Source organism: Pedobacter cryoconitis, from assembly GCF_003259615.1.
GTDB lineage: Bacteria > Bacteroidota > Bacteroidia > Sphingobacteriales > Sphingobacteriaceae > Pedobacter > Pedobacter cryoconitis.
The window spans coordinates 1-20332 of record NZ_QLLR01000049.1; the positions used below are offsets into that span (position 1 = coordinate 1).

General features: G+C 40.7%; 16 protein-coding genes, 1 rRNA gene and 1 pseudogene. 10 read left to right on the top strand and 8 right to left on the bottom strand.

Annotation, left to right across the window (positions count from 1 at the left end):
• From LY11_RS25560 to LY11_RS25570, 3 genes are all read right to left on the bottom strand, one after another.
• The coding region (locus LY11_RS25560) for a transposase (protein ID WP_146610931.1) at positions 1-292 on the bottom strand (292 nt) is incomplete at its 3' end.
• Positions 293-670: 378 nt separating this feature from the next.
• The gene (locus LY11_RS25565; RefSeq protein ID WP_111636424.1) at positions 671-1903 is read right to left on the bottom strand and encodes an ABC transporter permease; all 1233 of its coding nucleotides are present in this window, start codon (positions 1901-1903) and stop codon (positions 671-673) included.
• A gap of 94 nt (positions 1904-1997) precedes the next feature.
• Positions 1998-2348 carry a HesB/IscA family protein gene (locus tag LY11_RS25570; protein ID WP_068406949.1) on the bottom strand — a complete coding sequence of 117 codons (351 nt, stop codon included), beginning with the start codon at positions 2346-2348 and terminating at the stop codon, positions 1998-2000.
• Positions 2349-2582: 234 nt separating this feature from the next.
• On the opposite strand from LY11_RS25570, the gene LY11_RS25575 reads away from it, so the two are divergent.
• The 6 genes from LY11_RS25575 (at position 2583) to LY11_RS25600 (ending at position 12490) form a co-directional block, all read left to right on the top strand.
• Positions 2583-3113 (top strand): DUF7935 family protein, encoded by a 531-nt coding sequence (locus tag LY11_RS25575; protein WP_111636425.1) that lies wholly within the window; start codon positions 2583-2585, stop codon positions 3111-3113.
• Between the two features lies 1 nt (position 3114).
• The gene (locus LY11_RS25580; protein ID WP_111636426.1) at positions 3115-4662 is read left to right on the top strand and encodes an acyl-CoA mutase large subunit family protein; all 1548 of its coding nucleotides are present in this window, start codon (positions 3115-3117) and stop codon (positions 4660-4662) included.
• 193 nt (positions 4663-4855) lie between these two features.
• Positions 4856-6286 (top strand): chromosomal replication initiator protein DnaA, encoded by a 1431-nt coding sequence (dnaA, locus tag LY11_RS25585; protein ID WP_111636427.1) that lies wholly within the window; start codon positions 4856-4858, stop codon positions 6284-6286.
• Between the two features lie 279 nt (positions 6287-6565).
• Positions 6566-9931 carry a SusC/RagA family TonB-linked outer membrane protein gene (locus LY11_RS25590; RefSeq protein WP_211321659.1) on the top strand — a complete coding sequence of 1122 codons (3366 nt, stop codon included), beginning with the start codon at positions 6566-6568 and terminating at the stop codon, positions 9929-9931.
• A 121-nt stretch (positions 9932-10052) separates the two neighbouring features.
• Positions 10053-11663 carry a SusD/RagB family nutrient-binding outer membrane lipoprotein gene (locus LY11_RS25595; protein WP_111636429.1) on the top strand — a complete coding sequence of 537 codons (1611 nt, stop codon included), beginning with the start codon at positions 10053-10055 and terminating at the stop codon, positions 11661-11663.
• Between the two features lie 14 nt (positions 11664-11677).
• Positions 11678-12490, top strand: a complete 813-nt coding sequence (locus tag LY11_RS25600; RefSeq protein WP_111636430.1) for a tyrosine-protein phosphatase — start codon at positions 11678-11680, stop codon at positions 12488-12490.
• Positions 12491-12549: 59 nt separating this feature from the next.
• Here LY11_RS25600 and LY11_RS25605 read toward each other — a convergent pair whose 3' ends face one another.
• The 5 genes from LY11_RS25605 to LY11_RS25625 form a co-directional block, all read right to left on the bottom strand.
• Positions 12550-13101, bottom strand: a complete 552-nt coding sequence (locus LY11_RS25605) for an NUDIX hydrolase (RefSeq protein ID WP_211321660.1) — start codon at positions 13099-13101, stop codon at positions 12550-12552.
• 14 nt (positions 13102-13115) lie between these two features.
• Positions 13116-13520: a hypothetical protein gene (locus tag LY11_RS25610; RefSeq protein WP_111636431.1), complete on the bottom strand. Its 405-nt coding sequence runs from the start codon at positions 13518-13520 to the stop codon at positions 13116-13118.
• Positions 13521-13535: 15 nt separating this feature from the next.
• Positions 13536-14306: a TPM domain-containing protein gene (locus tag LY11_RS25615; RefSeq protein WP_111636432.1), complete on the bottom strand. Its 771-nt coding sequence runs from the start codon at positions 14304-14306 to the stop codon at positions 13536-13538.
• A 10-nt stretch (positions 14307-14316) separates the two neighbouring features.
• Entirely contained in the window at positions 14317-14760 is a 444-nt protein-coding gene (locus LY11_RS25620) for a TPM domain-containing protein (RefSeq protein ID WP_111636433.1), read from the bottom strand.
• 81 nt (positions 14761-14841) lie between these two features.
• Entirely contained in the window at positions 14842-15423 is a 582-nt protein-coding gene (locus LY11_RS25625) for a LemA family protein (protein WP_111636439.1), read from the bottom strand.
• Positions 15424-15628: 205 nt separating this feature from the next.
• On the opposite strand from LY11_RS25625, the gene LY11_RS25630 reads away from it, so the two are divergent.
• From LY11_RS25630 to LY11_RS25650, 4 genes and pseudogenes are all read left to right on the top strand, one after another.
• On the top strand, positions 15629-17170 hold the full coding sequence (locus LY11_RS25630) for an NAD(P)/FAD-dependent oxidoreductase (protein WP_111636434.1): 1542 nt from the start codon (positions 15629-15631) through the stop codon (positions 17168-17170).
• A gap of 77 nt (positions 17171-17247) precedes the next feature.
• On the top strand, positions 17248-17607 hold the full coding sequence (locus LY11_RS25635; RefSeq protein WP_111636435.1) for a CoA-binding protein: 360 nt from the start codon (positions 17248-17250) through the stop codon (positions 17605-17607).
• Positions 17608-17982: 375 nt separating this feature from the next.
• A pseudogene (locus LY11_RS27330) lies at positions 17983-18939 on the top strand (PAS domain-containing protein); the annotation flags it as partial.
• Between the two features lie 1277 nt (positions 18940-20216).
• Positions 20217-20332, top strand: a 16S ribosomal RNA gene (locus LY11_RS25650); the annotation flags it as partial.

Consider the following 20332-nt stretch of genomic DNA (forward strand, 5'->3'; position numbering starts at 1 on the left):
CGCCCTTGGAGAAAATGCTGATAGCCTTTTTTAGGATATCACGCTCCATTTGCGTTTCACGCAGTTCTTTTTTCAAATTAGCCACTTCTTGCTCGGCTGCGCTGAGGATAACATTCCCATTACCAGGGAAACTACTGCCTTGCTTACTTGAAAATTCCTTCCGCCATCTATATAATAACGTGACGTTGATATCCAATTCCTTCGCAAGGGTCGTTAGATCTGGGCGGGTGTAACTCAGTTCAACACTCATCAGTTTGAACTCCTTCGGGTATGCTTTTCTCTCTCGTGACATAATTTCTGTTAAGGTATGTAAATCCCTTAACTCCGTGTCTACTCAAATATAGCAAGTCCAATCTAACATTAACAACTAACAATTATTGCCACCTAACAATTAGTATCTAACATTAACAACTAACAATTATTGCCACTTAACAATTAGCGTCTAACAATCAGCAACTAACAATTATTGCCACCTAACAATTAGCATCTAACATTAACAACTAACAATTATTACCATCTAACAAACTATGTAATCCCAATAACAGTTAGCCACCAACCAAGAATTGGAGTGCCCGTTGGATTTCAAAAAAAGCCCTGATACTATATGCTGACCTTGGCCCCTCTTCAGGGGGCGTCGGCAGCATATAGTATCAGGGCTTTTTTTGAAACTCTATTCGTAACGTAAAGCCTCTACAGGATCTAACTTCGAAGCCTTTTTCGCCGGATAATACCCTGATGCAACCCCTACAAGCACACACAACGCAAACCCACCAAAAATAAAAAACCACGGAATAATAAACGAACCACCCATCATCAGCGAAATCGCATTCCCCAATAACACGCCGAACAAAATTCCCATAGCCCCGCCCATCAAACAAATGATGATCGCTTCAATCAGAAACTGCTTCCTGATGACCGAAGGATTCGCACCAATAGCCTTTCTGATTCCAATCTCGCGCGTACGCTCCGTTACCGAAACCAGCATGATGTTCATTAAACCAATAGAAGCCCCTATCAAAGTAATGATTCCAATCGCAATACCACCCACCGCAATCATTGCCAAATCCTTAAACAAAGTCTGTGCAAGCGCATCACTCTTGGTGATCTCGAAATCATTTGACTCCTTAATCTTTATCTTTCTGATATTTCTGAACTCAGCCGTAGCCTCACCAATCACATTCTCCATCTGTTCCGGCTTCAACACCATCACACTGATCGTATACGAAGGATTCGGCGCAGCATTGATTACTTTTGCCTTGTAAAGCGGAAAGAAGATTGCCCTGTCCGTACTAAAACCCATACCAGAGCCCTTAGACACCAACACGCCGATCACCTTCACCCGGTTACCACCAGCATTTATAAATTTATCAATAGGAGACTCCTTCTTAAATAAAGTTGTCGCAATCTCACTACCAAGAATACAAATATTTGCCCCCTGATCAGACTCCTCAGGAGTGAAATTACGGCCATTTGAAATATCAGCACCCAGTGACTTCAAACCATTCTCATCAATCCCCCTGATGTTGATATTCGGATTCGTTTTCTCCTGCCCATACTTGGCAGTCGCCGCACCAGAAGCAATTACACTTACTGTCACCGTCGCCGGGCCCACAAACTGTTTCTTTAACGCAATCGCATCCTCATAACGGATAGCCTTAGAAGACTTTGCCTCCTGTCCGGGGCCACCAAAACGAATCCCCGTACCCTTATTTCTAATCGTGAAAGCATTCGCACCCATGCTCGAAAAAGCATCAGTCATACTCGTTTTTACCGCGTCCAGAGTTGTTAGGATCCCTACCAATGCCGATAAACCAATTGCTATGATCAATGCAGTCAGCATCGTGCGCAAACGATTACTTCTTATAGATTGCAGGGCAAGCCTTATATTTTCTGTATAGGTCATTTCTTCGAGATCTAATTTGGACGGGCATAAAAAATAAAAAGTCCCGCTGTTAGGACAACGGGACTTTTAAAATGTTACAAAGAAAATGTTTTAATTATACTGAAAAGCTGGTTCCGCAACCGCAGGTGCTTTCTGCATTCGGATTACTAAAAGTAAAACCGCGTGAGTTTAAACCATCCTGCCAATCTACCTGCATACCCAGCAAATACATCTGATGTGCCTTATTCATGAAAATTTTCATTCCATTGATTATAAATTCCTGGTCACCGTCTTTTTTCTGGTCAAAACCCAGCAAATAGCTCATACCTGAACATCCGCCACCTTCAACACCAACACGCAAACCAAAATCGTCAGCAATTTCCTGCTGATCTTTTAATTTCAAAAGTTCTTTTAAAGCCGTTTCAGTAAAAGAAACTGGTGCAAACGCTGTATCTACTGTACTCATGATATTTCTAATTTGGAATAACAAATATATCCTTATGGTACTTAGTCCAAAATCAGGATTGTTGCAACAAAGATAATAACAAATGGTTTATACTGTATAACATAAAGTGACAAGACCGTCAATTTGAAGTCAAGAATTTAGACTGCTTCTAAAAAAGCTTCCCAAACACAAATGAATAAATTGCGAGATTTATAGAAATAAAAATACATTTTTGCTGAAGACAAATACAACCAGATGAATATACAATACTCTTTGACACTAGTGGCCGTTCTGGCCGCAGGAGGCAGCATTACCGTAGCTTTTGCCTGGTACCTGGTCCGGAATGAAGTGCAGAAATATTTCAGCTTAAAATCTTTTGAAGCCAGAAAAGAAGAACGCAGCCATTTACTGCCACTACGGTTACAAGCTCACGAAAGGATGATTGTTTTTATAGAACGCATTAACCCCGCAAATTTGTTTGTCAGACTATATCAGCCAGGAATCTCTGCAAAAGAACTGCAAGCAGTCATTTTAAATGAAATCAGAACAGAATATCAGCATAATGTAACCCAGCAACTCTACGTAAACCCTGTCAGCTGGAACGTATTGCGCAAACTAAAAGAAGACACCCTGGCCATGCTCAATAATGCAGTAGCAGGATTACCAGCGGATGCAAGCGGGATAGACCTCAGCAGAAAAGTATTGGAACATATGGCCGCAATTCCTGAAAATCCATACGACCTTAGCCTGGAATTGATTCAAAAAGACATTCATCAGTTATTTTAATATGGAAGATAAAAAATTCGTAACCAGCTCCGGGATTGAAATAAAGGCGACTTACACCCTCGCTGAGCCGATGGCTGAAAAACCAGGTCAGTTTCCCTATACCAGGGGGATTCAAAAAGACATGTACCGCGGCAGACTATGGACTATGCGACAATACGCAGGTTTTAGTACAGCCGAAGAATCCAATAAACGTTACCACTACCTGTTACAACAAGGAACGATGGGCCTGTCAGTCGCATTTGACCTTCCCACACAGATCGGTTATGACTCTGACCATGAAATGGCCGAAGGCGAAGTTGGTAAAGTTGGTGTAGCCATTGACTCTCTCAAAGATATTGAAACGCTGTTTGATGGAATTGAACTGGAGAAAATCACCACTTCTATGACTATCAATGCTACAGCTTCCATATTACTGGCGATGTATATCGCACTCGCTAAAAAGCAAGGCGCAGACATTAAGCAGATTTCAGGGACCATACAGAATGATATTTTAAAAGAATATGCCGCAAGAGGAACCTATATCTATCCACCCAAATCTTCCATGCGGATCATTACTGATATTTTCGAATACTGCAGTAAAGAAGTACCCAAATGGAATACGATTTCTATTTCCGGTTATCACATCCGCGAAGCAGGCTCTACCGCCGTACAAGAATTAGCCTTTACACTGGCCAATGGAAAAGCCTATCTGAATGCCGCACTGGAAAAAGGGCTCGACATTAACATTTTTGCGAAACGACTTTCCTTCTTTTTCAATTGCCACAACAATTTCTTTGAAGAGATCGCAAAATTCCGCGCAGCAAGAAGAATGTGGGCAAATATTACCAAAACTTTGGGAGCAACAGATGAGAAAGCACAGATGCTGCGGTTTCACACCCAAACGGGCGGCTCTACGCTAACCGCGCAGCAGCCCATGAACAATATTGTCAGAGTAACTAATCAAGCCATGGCAGCCGTCCTTGGCGGTACACAATCATTGCATACCAACGGATTTGATGAGGCACTCTCACTTCCCACAGAAGCGGCAGCTAAAATTGCCTTGCGAACACAGCAGGTGATTGCTTTTGAAAGTGGGGTAACTGAAACAGTAGACCCATTAGCAGGTTCTTTCTTTGTAGAAAACCTGACCAATGAAATTGAAGCAGCAGCCCAGTTATACATTGATAAGATTGATGCCATGGGAGGCTCTGTCAATGCGATAGAAAACGGGTATATTCAGAATGAAATTGCAGATGCAGCTTACGCCTACCAGGTAGAAGTCGAAGAAGCCACCAGGGTGATTGTCGGGGTGAATAAATTTACACAGCAAAAAGAAGGAATTACCGATACCTTAAGGATTGATGAATCAATAAGAACTATCCAGACGGATAAAATTAATAAACTAAAAAAAGAAAGAAATAATGAGGATGTTGCGATTGCTTTAGCTAACTTGAAGAAAGGAGCAGAGTCAACAGAAAACCTGATGCCGCTTATCCTGACTGCAGTAGAAGCTTATGCAACTTTAGGAGAGATTGCAGACGTATTACGCGGTGTTTTTGGTGAGTATTAATCAACTGTTAAAAAATAGTTATCCACATAATAAATTTAGGTTAACTATGGTATTGCTCTGCTGATTAGGTGTTTACTAAATAAATGAAATTTTAGTTTTTTTTGTTGATAATTTTTTGAATCTTCGATCTCTCGGAACCTCAGTTTTCGCAGGCTGTTTTCTTCGGGAAAATCATTAATATATTTAGGGCACTATGGAAAAAACTTGTACCGAAGTATGGAAAAACTGTCTTCAAATTATTAAGGACAATATCCCGAGCCAAAGTTTTAAAACTTGGTTCGAACCGATTTCTGCCCTTAAACTTGATGGCAAAGTTTTAACAATACAGGTGCCTAGTTTATTTTTCTATGAATGGCTGGAAGAACACTATGTGGGGCTGCTGCGCAAGACTGTTAAAAAGCAACTTGGAGACGAAGGCAGACTCGAATACAACATTGTGGTAGACAAATCTTCCAATAGCGGTTCACCCTATACCACCAACATGCCCTCCAGCGGAAACGGGGCAGAAGCTAAATTGCAATCTATGCCAATACCTGTTTCTATAAACAAGGACATTAAGAACCCTTTTATAATTCCAGGACTTAAAAAGCTGAATGTAGACCCTCAGCTCAACTCAAACTATACTTTCGAAAACTATATTGAAGGTGACTGTAACCGCCTTGCCCGTTCAGCAGGTTATGCTGTTGCAGCCAAACCGGGAGGCACTTCATTTAATCCTTTAATGATTTATGGCGGAGTAGGTTTGGGAAAGACCCATTTGGCCCAGGCCATAGGGAATGAAATTAAACGGACAATGCCCGACAAACTGGTGATCTATGTTTCCTGCGAGAAATTCTGCCAGCAATTTGTAGACTCTCTGAAAAACAATACCATCAACGATTTTGTGAATTTTTACCAGGCCATGGACGTGATCATTATGGATGATGTACATAACTTCGCCGGAAAAGAGAAAACACAAGACATTTTCTTTCATATTTTCAATCACCTGCACCAATCAGGCAAACAAGTTATCCTGACTTCAGACAAAGCACCTAAAGACCTGGCCGGGCTGGAAGAAAGACTGCTGAGCAGGTTCAAATGGGGGCTTTCAGCAGATCTGCAAATTCCTGATCTGGAAACCAGGATTGCTATTCTGAGAAAGAAAATGTACGCTGACGGCATTGAGCTTCCGCAGGAAGTTGTCGAATACGTAGCCAATAATATTGATAACAACGTCAGAGAGCTGGAAGGAGCAATGGTTTCCCTGCTTGCCCAGTCTACCCTGAATAAAAAAGATATTGATCTTTCTTTAGCGAAACAAATGCTGAAGAACTTTATCAAAAATACAACGAAAGAGATTTCTATGGAATACATCCAGAAACTGGTATGTGAGTACTTTGAAGTCCCTGTAGATATGGTTAAATCACCCACCCGTAAAAGAGAAATCGTACAGGCACGGCAGATTTCTATGTACCTGTCCAAAAGCCATACTAAATCTTCTTTGAAAACTATCGGTGCTTTTTTTGGTGGCCGCGATCACTCTACAGTAATTTATGCCTGCCAGACTGTGGAAGATCTGATTGATACCGATAAGAAGTTTAAAGGTTATGTACACGATATTCAGAAGAAACTCAAAATGAGTTGATCACGCTGCTCATTTTTCTATCAGCTGATCACGAATATTTATATCAAATAAGCACAAAGCTTTTATCAAATGATTACAAGCTATTGTAATCAATAAGTTACACCGTTTTCTGGAATTCCGGCCTTTGGCATCGAAATTTTCAATTCCTTAACATTAAATACAGAAATCTGCTACTTGTCCCCTAAAACGAGTTGATAAATCATTTTATCATATTCCAGAGCAAACAATTCCCTAATACCTACCAGATATTTTCGTGCAGTAATAATCTAATAAAAGCTCATGGAAAAAAAACTACCCAATTTTGTAAGAATGCTGCTGACAACTGCATTTGTATTATTAACCGCTGTACAGCTATTTGCACAAAATGTGCCCATCAGAGGAACAGTCACAGACGAGACTAAAGCGCCTGTTCCCGGTGTCAGTGTAAAAATAAAAGGAACCTCAACAGGTACAGTAAGTTCGGCCAATGGAATTTTTACATTGAGCGTACCAAAAGGTAAGACCATCGTTATCACCTCTATCGGTTACCTGACACAGGAGATCATTGTGAATGGGGAAACTGCCTTACAGATAGCATTAAAAAATGATTCTCAGCAACTTACGGAAGTTGTTGTAACCGCTCTTGGTATCAAAAAAGACATCAGAAAAATCGGTTATGCGACCCAGGAAATTAAAGGAAGTGAACTGGTAAAAGCCAGAGAGCCTAATGCAATTAACTCGTTGACCGGTAAAATTGCAGGATTAACAGTTGGAGGAAGTGCTGAACTTCTTGGCCGCCCTCAATTGGTTTTAAGAGGAAGTACGGACCTTTTATTTGTAGTAGACGGTGTACCCGTTAACTCGGATACCTGGAATATCAGTGCAGATGATATAGAAACTTATACCGTGCTGAAAGGCCCTAATGCTGCGGCTCTATACGGATTCAGAGGACAAAATGGAGCGATATTGGTTACGACCAAAAAAGGGACTAAAGATGACCGTGGTTTCAGCGTCGAATTCAACAGCAGTACCATGCTGGAGAAAGGATTTACTGCTGTTCCAAAAGCACAAACAGAATATGGTTATGGAAATGACTACAAATACGCCTACGGAAATGACCTTTACGATCTGGATGGAAGTTATAGAAGAACAAATATCTGGGGACCTAAATTTGACGGACAAGGTGTCGCGCAATATGATAGTCCGGTAGATCCGGTCACCGGAATCCGGAGTAAAACACCATGGCTTTCTAAAGGAGCTAAAAACTTTGAGAATTTCATGCAGACTGGTATCCTGAGTACGAACAATGTTTCGGTAAGCGCATCGGGCGAAAAATATGATATGCGTACCTCAGTAAGTCATACTTATCAAAAGGGGATGGCCCCGAATACTAAGCTGAATATTGATAACCTGAATCTTTACGGCGGTTATAACTTCAGCTCTAAATGGAGAATGGATGCTAACCTTAATTTAAACTCCCAGTACACACCAAATATTCCAGATGTTTCTTACGGTCCTAACAGTTACGTTTACCAGTTTAAAGTATACGGATCTTCCAGCTGGGACCTGAATGACGTTAAAGATTATTTCGGAGGTCCGCGTGGCCGTCCGGGGCTGGTGCAGAATTTCGTAGAATACGGCAGACATAACAATCCTTATTTTACAGCTAACGAATGGTTGCACAGCCATAAAAAAACAGACATCAACGGATATGCGAAATTAAGTTATAAGGTAAATGATAACCTGAACTTCAGCTTGCGCTCTCAGATCACCACCTGGAATCAACTGCGTACAGAAAAAGTTCCGCCATCTACGAACTTAAATCAATACGTAAATGATTACTATTTCAATAAATCCAATGGTGTTTATAACATCTGGTACGGAGACTACAGAGAAGATCAGCGGACTTTAGTGGAACATAACCACGATTTCCTGGCTAATTATAACAAAAAAATCAGTGATGACTTCACGTTCTCGGGTTCTGCAGGTGCGAACTTAAGAACATTTGAATATAACTCTACCTGGGCAACAACTTATGCTTTAACCTTACCGGGCGTTTATAACCTCGCTAACTCACAAGGCCCGGTTAAATCTTACAACTTCGGCTCTAAAATGCAGGTGTCAAGTGGGTATTATACTTTTGACTTTGGTATTAAGAACTGGTTGAACATCAATACTACAGGTCGTGTAGATAAACTTTCTACCCTGCCAAAAGGCAATGATGTTTTCTTTTATCCTTCGGTATCCTTAAGTTCAGTAGTGAGTGATTACGTTAAATTACCTGAAGCGATCTCTTTCTGGAAATTGCGCGGCTCTTTCGCAGATGTACGAGGCGCATTGACAAGCCCGACGATCGGAACAGCATACAATGCCTTAACAGGTAATACGGTTGGTAATTTATTAGGTGGTGGTACTTATGGCGGTTACGGAACAGAGTTATACAGCTCATATGACGGCCCTACTTATGATAACCAAAATACCTATAATGTGAATACTTATTACAATAACACGCCATCAGTTGACTTCTCAAAGAATATCGCGAATAATCAAATTAAGCCGTTTGATGTAAAATCTTATGAAGCAGGAACGGAAATCAAATTCCTGAAAAACAGATTAGGTGTTGATTTTACTTATTTCACTTCTATCAATGGCCCGCTGGTATTTCAATTGCCAGTGGCCAATTCCACAAGTTATGCGACTGAAAGTGTAAATGCGATCACCTCAAAGAAAAAAGGATGGGAGCTTTCTATAACGGGTACGCCTGTTAAAACTCAAAGTGGTTTTACCTGGGATGTGATGGCCAACGTATCAACTTACAAAGAAACGCTAAGCAAAATCTATGATGGTGTAGATGGCTGGGCGATCAATAACCACAATTACAAAGTCGGAGAGCGTCTGGACGGGATTTACGGACGTGCTTATGTCAGATCTGCGGATGGACAAATTATCCATGATGCCAGTGGATTACCGTTAGCACAGCAAGCAGGTGTAAACAATAACCAGTTATTAGGTTATGCGAATCCAGACTTCGTGTTCGGCTTCAACAACAGGTTCGGGTATAAAAACTTCAGTTTCAGCTTCCAGTTTGATGGACGTATCGGAGGTAAAATATTTGATTATGCTTATGCACAGATGTTAAATGCAGGTACAGCTATTGATTTGGTAGAAGGACAGTACGGAGACGCACGTTTAAAAGAATGGCAGAGTACTAACGGAGGAACCATCAATGCAACAGGTGCAATGGTTGGGAATGGAGTGGTGATTACTTCGGGTACCCCACATTATACGAACGGAAAAATTGATAACTATGATCAGCTGACCTTCGCTCAGAACACCAAAGCGGTAACCCTGAGAAACTATGTACAAAACGGAGTTTATGGATTGTTTGATGAACCATTTATGATCAGCCGTTCTTTTGTGAAACTCAGGGAAGTAGTGATTGGTTATACGATACCTAAAAAAATGCTGGCCAAAACCGGTATCAGATCAGCGAGTATCTCTTTAATCGGTAGAAACCTGCTTTATTTTGCTAAACGCAAAGACATCGATCTTGACCAGTATGCTTCAGGATTTAACCTGTCCAGCAAAGCCAATGGCGGTAAACAAAGCGATCTGCAAAGTTCTACAGCCCGCCGTTATGGTGTGAATATCAGTATAGGCTTTTAATCCTCCCTTTAATCTTAAAACAAATGAACCCGGCTTGATTAAAATAATTATTAAACCCGAAGGGCAATAATTATTTTAATCATCAAAGGCTCCATCTAACAAAACATAAATATAAAAATAGATGAAATTAAATATTATAAAAATAACCAGTGTGATCGCCATTGCACTTACACTGGGAAGCTGCCAGAAGGGCGATTTATTATCTAACCCGAACGTAGCGAATGAGAACTCAAATATTCCGGTAGCTCTTTTATTAAACCATTTGACCTGGAGCATGTACCGGGGCGGCGGTGTGGTAGAGAAAACTTCAAATGCAGTAGGAGAGGAACCATTTGGTCAGTTGAGTAAATGGAATCAATTTACCGTTTCTACCAACGCTTACTACCGGGCAACGAATGCTTATGCTTTCAGTAATACAGCTACTGCTTACGATTTGCTGAGATACGTAAAACAAATGGAAAGCCAGGCGCAGGTACAGCTTGGGACTACCAATAGTGTTTATAGCGCGCTTGGCAGATTTTTTAAGGCTTATAGCTTTGTCTGGTTAACACAGCGGGTTGGAGATATTCCTGCCGGAGAAGCAGGAGATTCAAAGAACCTGACTCCTAAATTTGAAGCCCAAAAAGATGTCTACAAAAGAAGTCTCCAGTTATTGGATGAAGCCAACTCTATTATCACTATTGCAATTAAACCGAGTGTTGGTGTAGACAATTCCAGCACAGTTGTAGGCGGAGATATTTATGGATTAACCTATCTGCAATGGCAAAAAGTGATCAACAGTTACCGGTTAAGAGTATTGATCAGCTTAAGCAAACGCGCAGATGATAACGCAGACCTGAACGTTAAACAGCAATTTGCTGATATTTTGAACAACCCGGGTAAATATCCTGTTCAAACGGGTAACAGTGATAACCTTGCTTTTAAATACAATGCAACAGTGAATAAGTTTATCTATAACCCTGATGAAACTTATAACGTATTTGAAAATCTGGGAAAAACTTATCTTGACCTGACTACAGCAAATCAGGACCCGCGTACTTTTATCGCGGCAACCCCTGCACCGGCTGAAATTAAAGCGGGAAAAACAGTGAGTGATTTCAGCGCTTACGTTGGCGGAAGTACTGCATTGACACAGAGTACACTTTCTGCAAATGATGCGAAAGGCATGTACTCTTATGTAAATTATAAGCGTTATTTCACCACTTTCACCGGGCCGGATCCAGCGGTAATGATCGGGTATCCAGAATTGTGTTTTAACATTGCCGAAGCGATTAACAGGGGTTGGGCGGCTGGTTCTGCGGCAAACTGGTACCAGAACGGGATAAAAGCTTCGATCAGTTTCTATGGATTAACAGAAGGACAGAGTTATGATATTGGTGATGTTAAAGGGATCACTTTAGGTAAGGTGACGATCAAAATCAATGATTTCCTGAACCACCCGAATGTGGTTTATAAAGGAGATAATGCAGACGGACTTAAACAAATCCTTCAGCAAAAATACGTGGCATTTTTTGAAAACTCTTCCTGGGAAGCCTTCTATAACTGGCGGCGTACCGGAATTCCTGAGTTTGCCAATAATGGCCCGGGAATTAATCCATCAGGTGTAATTCCAGTTCGCTGGCAATATCCGCTGGACGAGCAAAACAACAATACTGCAAATTATAAAGCAGCTGTCAGCGCGCAATATGGCGGTAATGATGATGTCAATCAAAAAATGTGGTTACTTAAATAATCTTTGATAAATATATGAAAGCAATAGTCGTTTTATTCTTTTCCGCATTGGCCAGTCTGCAAGCTTCAGGCGCAGCAGTTAATGATACTACCAGATTGGTTCCTGTTCAGGGTGCTGTAAATTTCAGAGATCTTGGCGGTTACCAGACCAGTGAAGGAACACATGTGAAATGGGGTAAAGTTTATCGCTCTGCAGAAATCAGTAAACTGACAGATGCCGATCTTAAATTGCTGGCCCAAAAGCATATCAAATCTGTAGTTGATTTTCGCAGTGATGAAGAAGTAGCGAAAGCGAAAGACCGCTTGCCTGCTGGTGCTTCCTACCTGCAATTAGCTGCTGGCAGTGAAGGTCTGGGTAATATGATGGCTATATTGCCGAAACTCACTAGCGGAGATTCTTTAATGATCTCATTTTATAGTCAGACTGCACATTTGAAAGATAAGTACAAACCCTTTTTTCAGGAGTTATTAAAAATGCCGGACACGGATGCTTTACTATTTCATTGTACTGCTGGAAAAGATCGTACAGGGATTGGTGCAGCACTGTTTTTACATGCGATAGGCGTGCCTGATGAAACTGTTTTACAGGATTATCTGGCTACCAATGAATACCGTAAAACAGAAAATGAGAAGATGGTGAAAATGATGACACAATTTGGCATTAAGGAGCAGGTAGCCCGTGATATGGCTGGAGTTAAACCTGAATACCTGATTGCTACGGTAAAGGCGATTACGCAACAATACGGAAGTGTAGATCAGTTTATGACGGAAGAATTAGGCCTTAAAGCCGGTGATATTATACTTTTAAAGAAGAAGTATACAAATTAATCCAATGCAAAACGGGCTGCTTTGAGTAAAGCAGCCCGTTTTATTATTTGATACTATCTCTATTTAATCGTTTCCAATTTCATTAAGCCATAAAATAAAGCTGCAGTATGTAAGGACTGCTCTATTTTATTGTCAACCAGAAATTGTTTGACTTCTTCGATCGTATATTCTTCCACATTTAAGATCTCATGCTCATCCAGATCCTGTTCTTGTGTTTTAATACCACCAGTCAATAAATAAGTAAATGTCCTGTTATCGGATGTCGCCGGATTAGGATAAAGTGTTGCAATCAGCTCGCAGCTTTCAAAAGAATAGCCAGTCTCTTCCAATAACTCTCTTTTTACGCCATGTTCCGGATCTTCTCCCGGTTCAATAACCCCACCAGGAATTTCCAGTGAAATAATATCTGCCGCATGACGGTACTGACGTACCAAAATCAATTTGTTATCTTTTGTTAAGGCAACCGCATTGGCCCAATCAGGATATTCCAATACGAAATAATCATCTTTAACCGCACCATTCTGTAATTTACAAGTATCTACACGCAGCGTCGCCCATCTTTCCTGAACCAGGTACCTGGAGGAAAGCTTTTCCCATTTTTTAATCTCCATTCGTTTGTATTGTATCAGGCGTGCTGTTTTAAAAAGTCTGCGACTGTCTTTTGACGGCTCAGGTTATTCATGTTTACCACATGATGTTTTACTTCTAAGGTCTGATAAGTTAGCTGCAATTTTTCTGCAACAGACTTATTTTCTTCAGTCAGCACTGTATTATTGAATTTGAGGTAAAGCACCTGTGAAAGAATTTCCAGCTTTTCTGAAGGAAAATTTTTCTCCGTCAGAAAAGCCATGAAATCTGTTGCATCACAAGCCACCAGGTCTGAAAACAGGATTCCGAAGTCAGCTTCCAGCATTTCATTCAAACCATTGTCAGCCTCTTCCAGCCTGCCTTCCTGTTTTAAGCCCAGGATTCTTGCTATTGCTTGTCCGAGTTTTTGAATCTCGGCAGTTATTAAATCTCTTTTATACATATTTACCAGCTTCTTTTACCAACTTCCACTACTACCGCCGCCACCGAAGCTACCGCCGCCGAAGCCACCGAATCCGCCGCCGCCACTACTGCCGCCACCGCCGCCCCAGCCACCGCCAGAACTTCTGCCGCTGCCTAATAATGCGCCCCAGAATAAAGCTTCTCCAACACCACGGCCGCCAATAATCTGGCCACCATCACCGCCACCACCTTTTCTGATAATAATAATGATGACTACAACGATGATAATAATAACTAATATCCCACCAGAGCCACCGCCTTTTTTAGCTGCTCTCGGGTTATCATTTTTATATTCTCCTTTGGTATATTTGATAATAGCTGTTGTACCCGCATCCAGTCCGGCATAATAATCGCCAGCTTTAAATGCAGGTTTAATTTCGTTGTCAATAATCCGCTTGGTAATAATATCAGGTAATACGCCCTCTACACCATAACCAGTCTGCATGGCTATTTTGCGGTCACCTAAAGCGACAACGATCATGACACCGTTGCTGTTTTTTTTGCCCCCAACGCCCCAGCTTCTGCCCAGGCCCAGTGCGTATTCGTTAATATCGTATTCACCCACACTTTTTACAATTGCAACCGCAATTTGTGTAGAGGTAGAATCGTCAAATGCTACAAGTTTACTTTCAAGCTGTTGTTTCTGAGATTCAGACAGCGTGCCCGTATAGTCATTGACAAGTGTATTTGGTTTTGCAGGGTATTCCTGCGCAAATGCACCTGTACAGAGTACGGTAAGAAATAGTGCGATTAATATTTTCTTCATCCGGGCTTATCTAATTTGCTTCCTGCTTATCCATAAAAATAATATCATTTGGTAATTCATTAATATCCCCGCTGCGGTAAGGGAAATGTATCGCTAGTTTTTCACCAATCAGTCCGATACCGGCGATCAGGCCGTTTGCAATATTTCCGCCGGCAAAATGAGCCTGCATAGCGATTTGCGTAGTTTCCCAGAAATCTTCCGGTACTAATTTATGAATCCCTCTGTCGCCGATAATGGCAAATTTATGGTCACCATGAGCAAGATAGATTAACACGCCATTTTGTTGTGACGTTTTATCCATACCCAGTTTAGAGAAATAGGCAGTAGCTCTTTCAAAAGCTTCACCTTTACAATGTTTTTCTACAGCAATTCTAATTTCGCCTGAAGTCAGCTTTTCAGCTTCACCAATTGCATTGGTAATCAGGTCTTGTTCTTGTTCTGTCAGAAATGGCATAATGATCAAAATTAAACAGATAAGGGTAATACATATCTTCTTAAAAGAACACGCATTACCCTTAAATATTATAAACGTTTACTAAAATTCTACTTTAGGCGTATTTTGTGCTCCTGCATCTGCTTTGAAACCAGCTCTTTGCTTGAAACCAAACATACCAGCTGTTAAATTGTTAGGGAACGATCTTACTTTAACATTATAAGATTGAACAGCATCGTTGAAATCCTTGCGGGCTACAGCAATTCTGTTTTCAGTACCTTCCAATTGTACCGAAAGATCGCTGAACTGTTGTGTCGCTTTCAATTCCGGATAGTTTTCGGTCAATACCATTAATTTACCTAAAGCCTGTCCGATCTGACCCTGTGCAGCCTGGAATTTTTCTAGCTTTTCAGGAGTTAAATCATCTGCACTCACTTTGATCTGGCTGGCTTGTGCACGTGCTTCAATTACAGCAGTTAATGTACCTTGCTCGAATTTAGCTGCACCTTTTACAGTACTTACTAAATTAGGGATCAAATCAGAACGTCTCTGGTATTGTGTTTCTACCTGGTTCCATTTAGTTTTTACATCCTCATCCAGTTTAACCATGGTATTATAACCACAGCTGCTAAATGTAGTGGTGATGAACAAGGCAGCGATAACTCCTAATATTGCTTTTTTCATTTTTATCATGTTTTGGTTTCTACGTGTTAATTTACACATTAGAACTCAATTTCCGTACCTTTGTTACATTTAAGGAGAAAAACCTGACAACTTGTATGTAAAAATATGAGTTCATACCTCTTATAGCCTGTTTTGGCAGCTATCTTTATTTTAACCCCAGTTTTCTTATCTTTGCGGCCATTCAGGATAAATACCTGACGTAACTATGCAAAAAGAGATAGAAATCACCATCGCACCGGAAGAAGCAGGACAGGAAGAACATATTTTAAATAAGCTTTCCGCTGTTTTATCAATAGATAGTATACATATCAAAGGATATAAAATCCTTAAAAGATCTATAGACGCACGTTCCCGCAAAGTTATCTTCAGGATGCAGGTTAAAGTATTCATTGATGAACCCCGCCCAGAAGAAGAATTTACAGTCAATTATCCGGATGTAAGTGCTCGGAAAGAGGTGATCATTGTGGGTGCTGGTCCGGCTGGTCTTTTTGCAGCCTTGCAGTGTATAGAAAATGGGATGAAACCTATTGTGCTGGAACGTGGAAAAGACGTGAAACAGCGCAGAAGAGATCTTGCACTGATCAATAAAGAAGGGATCGTTAATACAGAATCAAACTATTGTTACGGTGAAGGTGGCGCAGGAACCTATTCGGACGGAAAGTTATATACCCGTTCCAATAAACGCGGTGACATCAACAAAGTACTCCAGATTTTTGTTCAGCATGGGGCTACAGATGATATTCTGGTAGACGCACGCCCTCATATCGGAACCAATAAACTCCCGCATATTATCACAGCTATCCGGGAAACTATCTTAAAAGCTGGCGGTGAAGTTCATTTTGATCAGAAGGTCACAGATTTTATCATTGAATCAGGGAAAATCAAAGGGGTGATCGTTAACGAACTCTATACTTTAACCGCTGACTCAGTTATTTTGGCCACCGGACACTCAGCGCGTGATATTTATACTTTATTACATCAAAAAGGGATTCTGGTAGAAGCTAAACCTTTTGCAATGGGCGTAAGGATCGAGCATCCTCAGGCTATTATTGATGAAGCACAATACCATTGCCCGGTTAGAAGCGAGTTTTTACCACCAGCTTATTATAGCCTGGTTGAACAAGTGGGCAGCAGGGGAGTATTCTCGTTTTGTATGTGTCCGGGCGGCATTATCGCACCCTGTGCAACTTATGAGAATGAAATTGTCGTAAACGGCTGGTCACCATCCAAGCGGAATAATCCTTTTGCAAATTCAGGGACAGTCGTGCAGGTTACATTAGAAGATGTGCCTGGTGAAGATCCGCTGCGGATGATGAATTTTCAGTCTGAAATCGAAGAAAAGGCTTTTGCGATGGGTGGAGGTAATTTAGTAGCTCCCGCACAGCGGATGATTGACTTTGTAGAAGACCGTCTTTCTGTCGATTTACCAAAGAATTCTTATCTGCCGGGTACAAAAAGCGTGATGTTAAAAGATATGCTGCCCGATTTTATTGCGTCAAGTTTAAAAAATGCGCTTCCGCTTTTTGGTAAAAAGATGAAAGGATATTATACCAATGAAGCTATCCTGGTAGGGATTGAAAGCAGGAGTTCATCGCCAGTGCGTATTCCAAGAGACAGGGAAACCTTTCAACATCCGGAAGTTATAGGCTTATATCCTTGTGCTGAAGGGGCTGGTTATGCCGGAGGAATCGTTTCTGCAGCAATAGATGGTGTAAATTGCGCAAACGCGATCCTGAAGTTTAGCTAAACAATTTAAGGGAGGTGCTGTTTTTATCAATAGTATCACCAGAGATTTAATGATACCGGAGCGTAAAATAGATAACAATGAAGAATACATTAATTATAGGCGCAAGCCCTAATCCAGCAAGATATGCTTACCTGGCGGCGAAAATGCTGACAGAGAAAGGCCATTCAATTGTTAATGTAGGCATTAAAACCGGCGAAGTTGCTGGTATTCCAATTGAGAAACCCTCAGTAATTCATACTGATGTGGATACGATCACTTTATATATCGGGCCACATTTACAAGCCGGTTATTTTGATTATATCCTTAAAACAAAACCTAAACGTGTGATTTTTAATCCTGGAACAGAAAATGATGAACTAGAAGCATTATTACAGGAGAACCAGATTGAAGCCGTTGAAGCTTGTACATTGGTTTTATTATCTACTGGTCAGTATTAAAAAAAAATACCGTGCAGGGCATTCTAATATCTTTTGATAAAGATTAATGGCTAAAAGTATAAATCTTTGATAATTGATTACTATTTTAGATAAATGGCATATCTGTTAAGAAGAAATACCAGCTAAATGAAGAACTTGTCCTTGCTTAAAATAATAGTTTTCTATTTATTGCTTGGTGTGACGGCGCTCCTTGTCGGGCACGGCTTGATTGATTGGGCTTCCATCGTTATAGAACATAACACCCTTTTAAATTTTCATGTGCTGCTGGATTTGGTATTTATGGTAATAGGGGCCATAATTATCTTTTTCTCTATCCGCTTTTATCAAAAAAATCAGGAAACTACTGAGTTAAACTATTAAAAGTTATTTAATACGAGTCCAATCGCAATTTATGTGATGGCTAAAGGCAGTTTTAAGATTCTCTCTGTGAATACAGCCATGAAAAAATTATACGGCTATACTACACAGGAGTTTTTGCAGATGACTACGTTCGATATTCGCCCGGAAGAAGAACATGAACGAATTAAAACTTTTATGACCCGTTGTGGAGAAGCTGATCCCGAATCTGAGATCTGGCTGCATCGCAAGAGAAATGGAGAGTGTTTTTATGTGAAGACGACTTTTCATCTTGTTCCTTTATTGAAGGATGGGGCATACCTGGTCATGGTAGTCGATATAGATAAGTCTATCAAGGATGAAAAGAAGATTAGTGATTTGCTGCATTTATATGAAACGGTTAACCATGCAACCAATGATGTGATCTGGGATTATGACTTCGTGTCTGATCAGTTGAAATGGATGCAGGGTTATAATGAGACTTATGGCTATGCAAAAGATTCAAGCCCTGATTTTTTCGGGGCAATGCAAAAGATTCATCCGGATGACCGGTTGTCTGTAATGGAGTCCTTTCAAAAGATCCGGTTGGATAAACAGAAATACTTCTTTGCGGAGTACCGGTATAAGTGTGCCGATGGTTCTTTTAAATATATCAGGGATCGGGGTTATGCAATTTTTGATCAGTGTGGAGAGCCTGTCCGCATGATAGGTGCAATGCAGGATATTGACAAACAGAAAAAATATGAGCAGCAGCTGCTAAGCCAGAATGAACAGCTTAAAGAGATTGCCTGGTTGAACTCTCACCAGGTGAGAAGGCCATTGAGTAATATACTCGCGCTGATCAGTTTAATTAAAGAGTCTCCCCGTAATGAGGATGTGCTGGAGTTTATTGACTTTCTTGCCATATCTTCCAAAGAATTAGATGATGCGGTTATTATGATCAACAAGCAAACCATGGAAGGGAAAGCTGCCCCGCTTTCTCAGGATATTGCTTAATTCCACAGTTTAAAATTTTATTGTTTAGTGAATCAACTCCGAAAATTGGGATTGGTCTTGTTTTGGTATGGGATTTTTTCAGGTACTATCTTATAGTATATAGTATAGGGAAATGGGGTGTTTAATAGAGTGAGCGGGGGTTTAAGAGGAGTTTTGGGTTGAGTTTGTTTTTTTTGAAAAGGACCGGATCTTGTTTGTCCTTGTTTGTGGGCTGTATAAATTGCTGTTTAACAGGGTCTTTGCTTAGGTTCTGCTGCAGTCTGAAGCGGGGGTGACAGGGGGGGATATGGGTTGATTAAAGTAAATCAGTGAAATAACCGATCAGGTCAAGCGAATCCAGTACAGTTATAGAAGAGAAGTGCCACTGTAGTGTATTAGAACGACCTTGAAACGACTTTGGAATGAGGTTAGAATGACTGTGGTCATTGCAAGGTCATTCCAACCTCATTCCAACCTCATCCCAAGGTCATTCCAAGGCACTATTCAACCCCTTCTCAACACCTGTTCTTGAGGGCGAGGCCATGTTTTGGGTTTTTACTGATGTTATATAGTATAATAGTGGTGTTTTAAAGCCAGGCTTGGTAGGGCCTGTAATGTTTTTTTAACCGTTTAAAGTGGCCATAGCTATGACCTGTAAAGGTTTTTAAGGGATTTGAAACTGCAATCCTGGTTGGTTGGTGCTGCGGTTGGATTTAGTTTGAAGTATTTCGCGTTGGAAATCATGCAGTTAGGGATTGCATACGATTATTAGTGCATTATTGTTTGGTGGACGGGTTTATTTTCCTACTTTTGCATCCCGCTTCGGAGGAAGGGAAACAGAGAAAAGGATAAGTGCTGAGGATTGAAAGGATGTAAAGTAGAGGTTGTTGTTAAGCTCTTGGAAGGATTTAAAAACTTCTAAAAATAAAAAAGAAAAAGCTTGACAAAACGAAAAAGATTTCTACCTTTGCAGTCCCAACAAAAACGGGAAGCTTTACAACGGATGTTGACAAGGCGATAACAATAAGACTGAAACAATGGTTAGCCTGAAAAAACTTTAAGAACATTAAGACTTAGAGAATTAGAAAGCGAAACATTGCAACATATAAAGGCAACCGTGAGGTACTGCCGAGAAGTTCATTAAAGAGATGTCATTTACAAACGTAGCGAGGTAAACACGTACAAGTTCAAAGTACATGAGCCGCGCGAGTTTTTTAAGTCTATTCTGACAGACAAATAAGAATAAGACTATTATTAATACAAGTTAAGAATGGTCAGCGTTCAAACAACAACATTTTACAATGGAGAGTTTGATCCTGGCTCAGGATGAACGCTAGCGGCAGGCCTAATACATGCAAGTCGAACGATACTCTTTAGCTTGCTAGAGAGGAAAGTGGCGCACGGGTGCGTAACG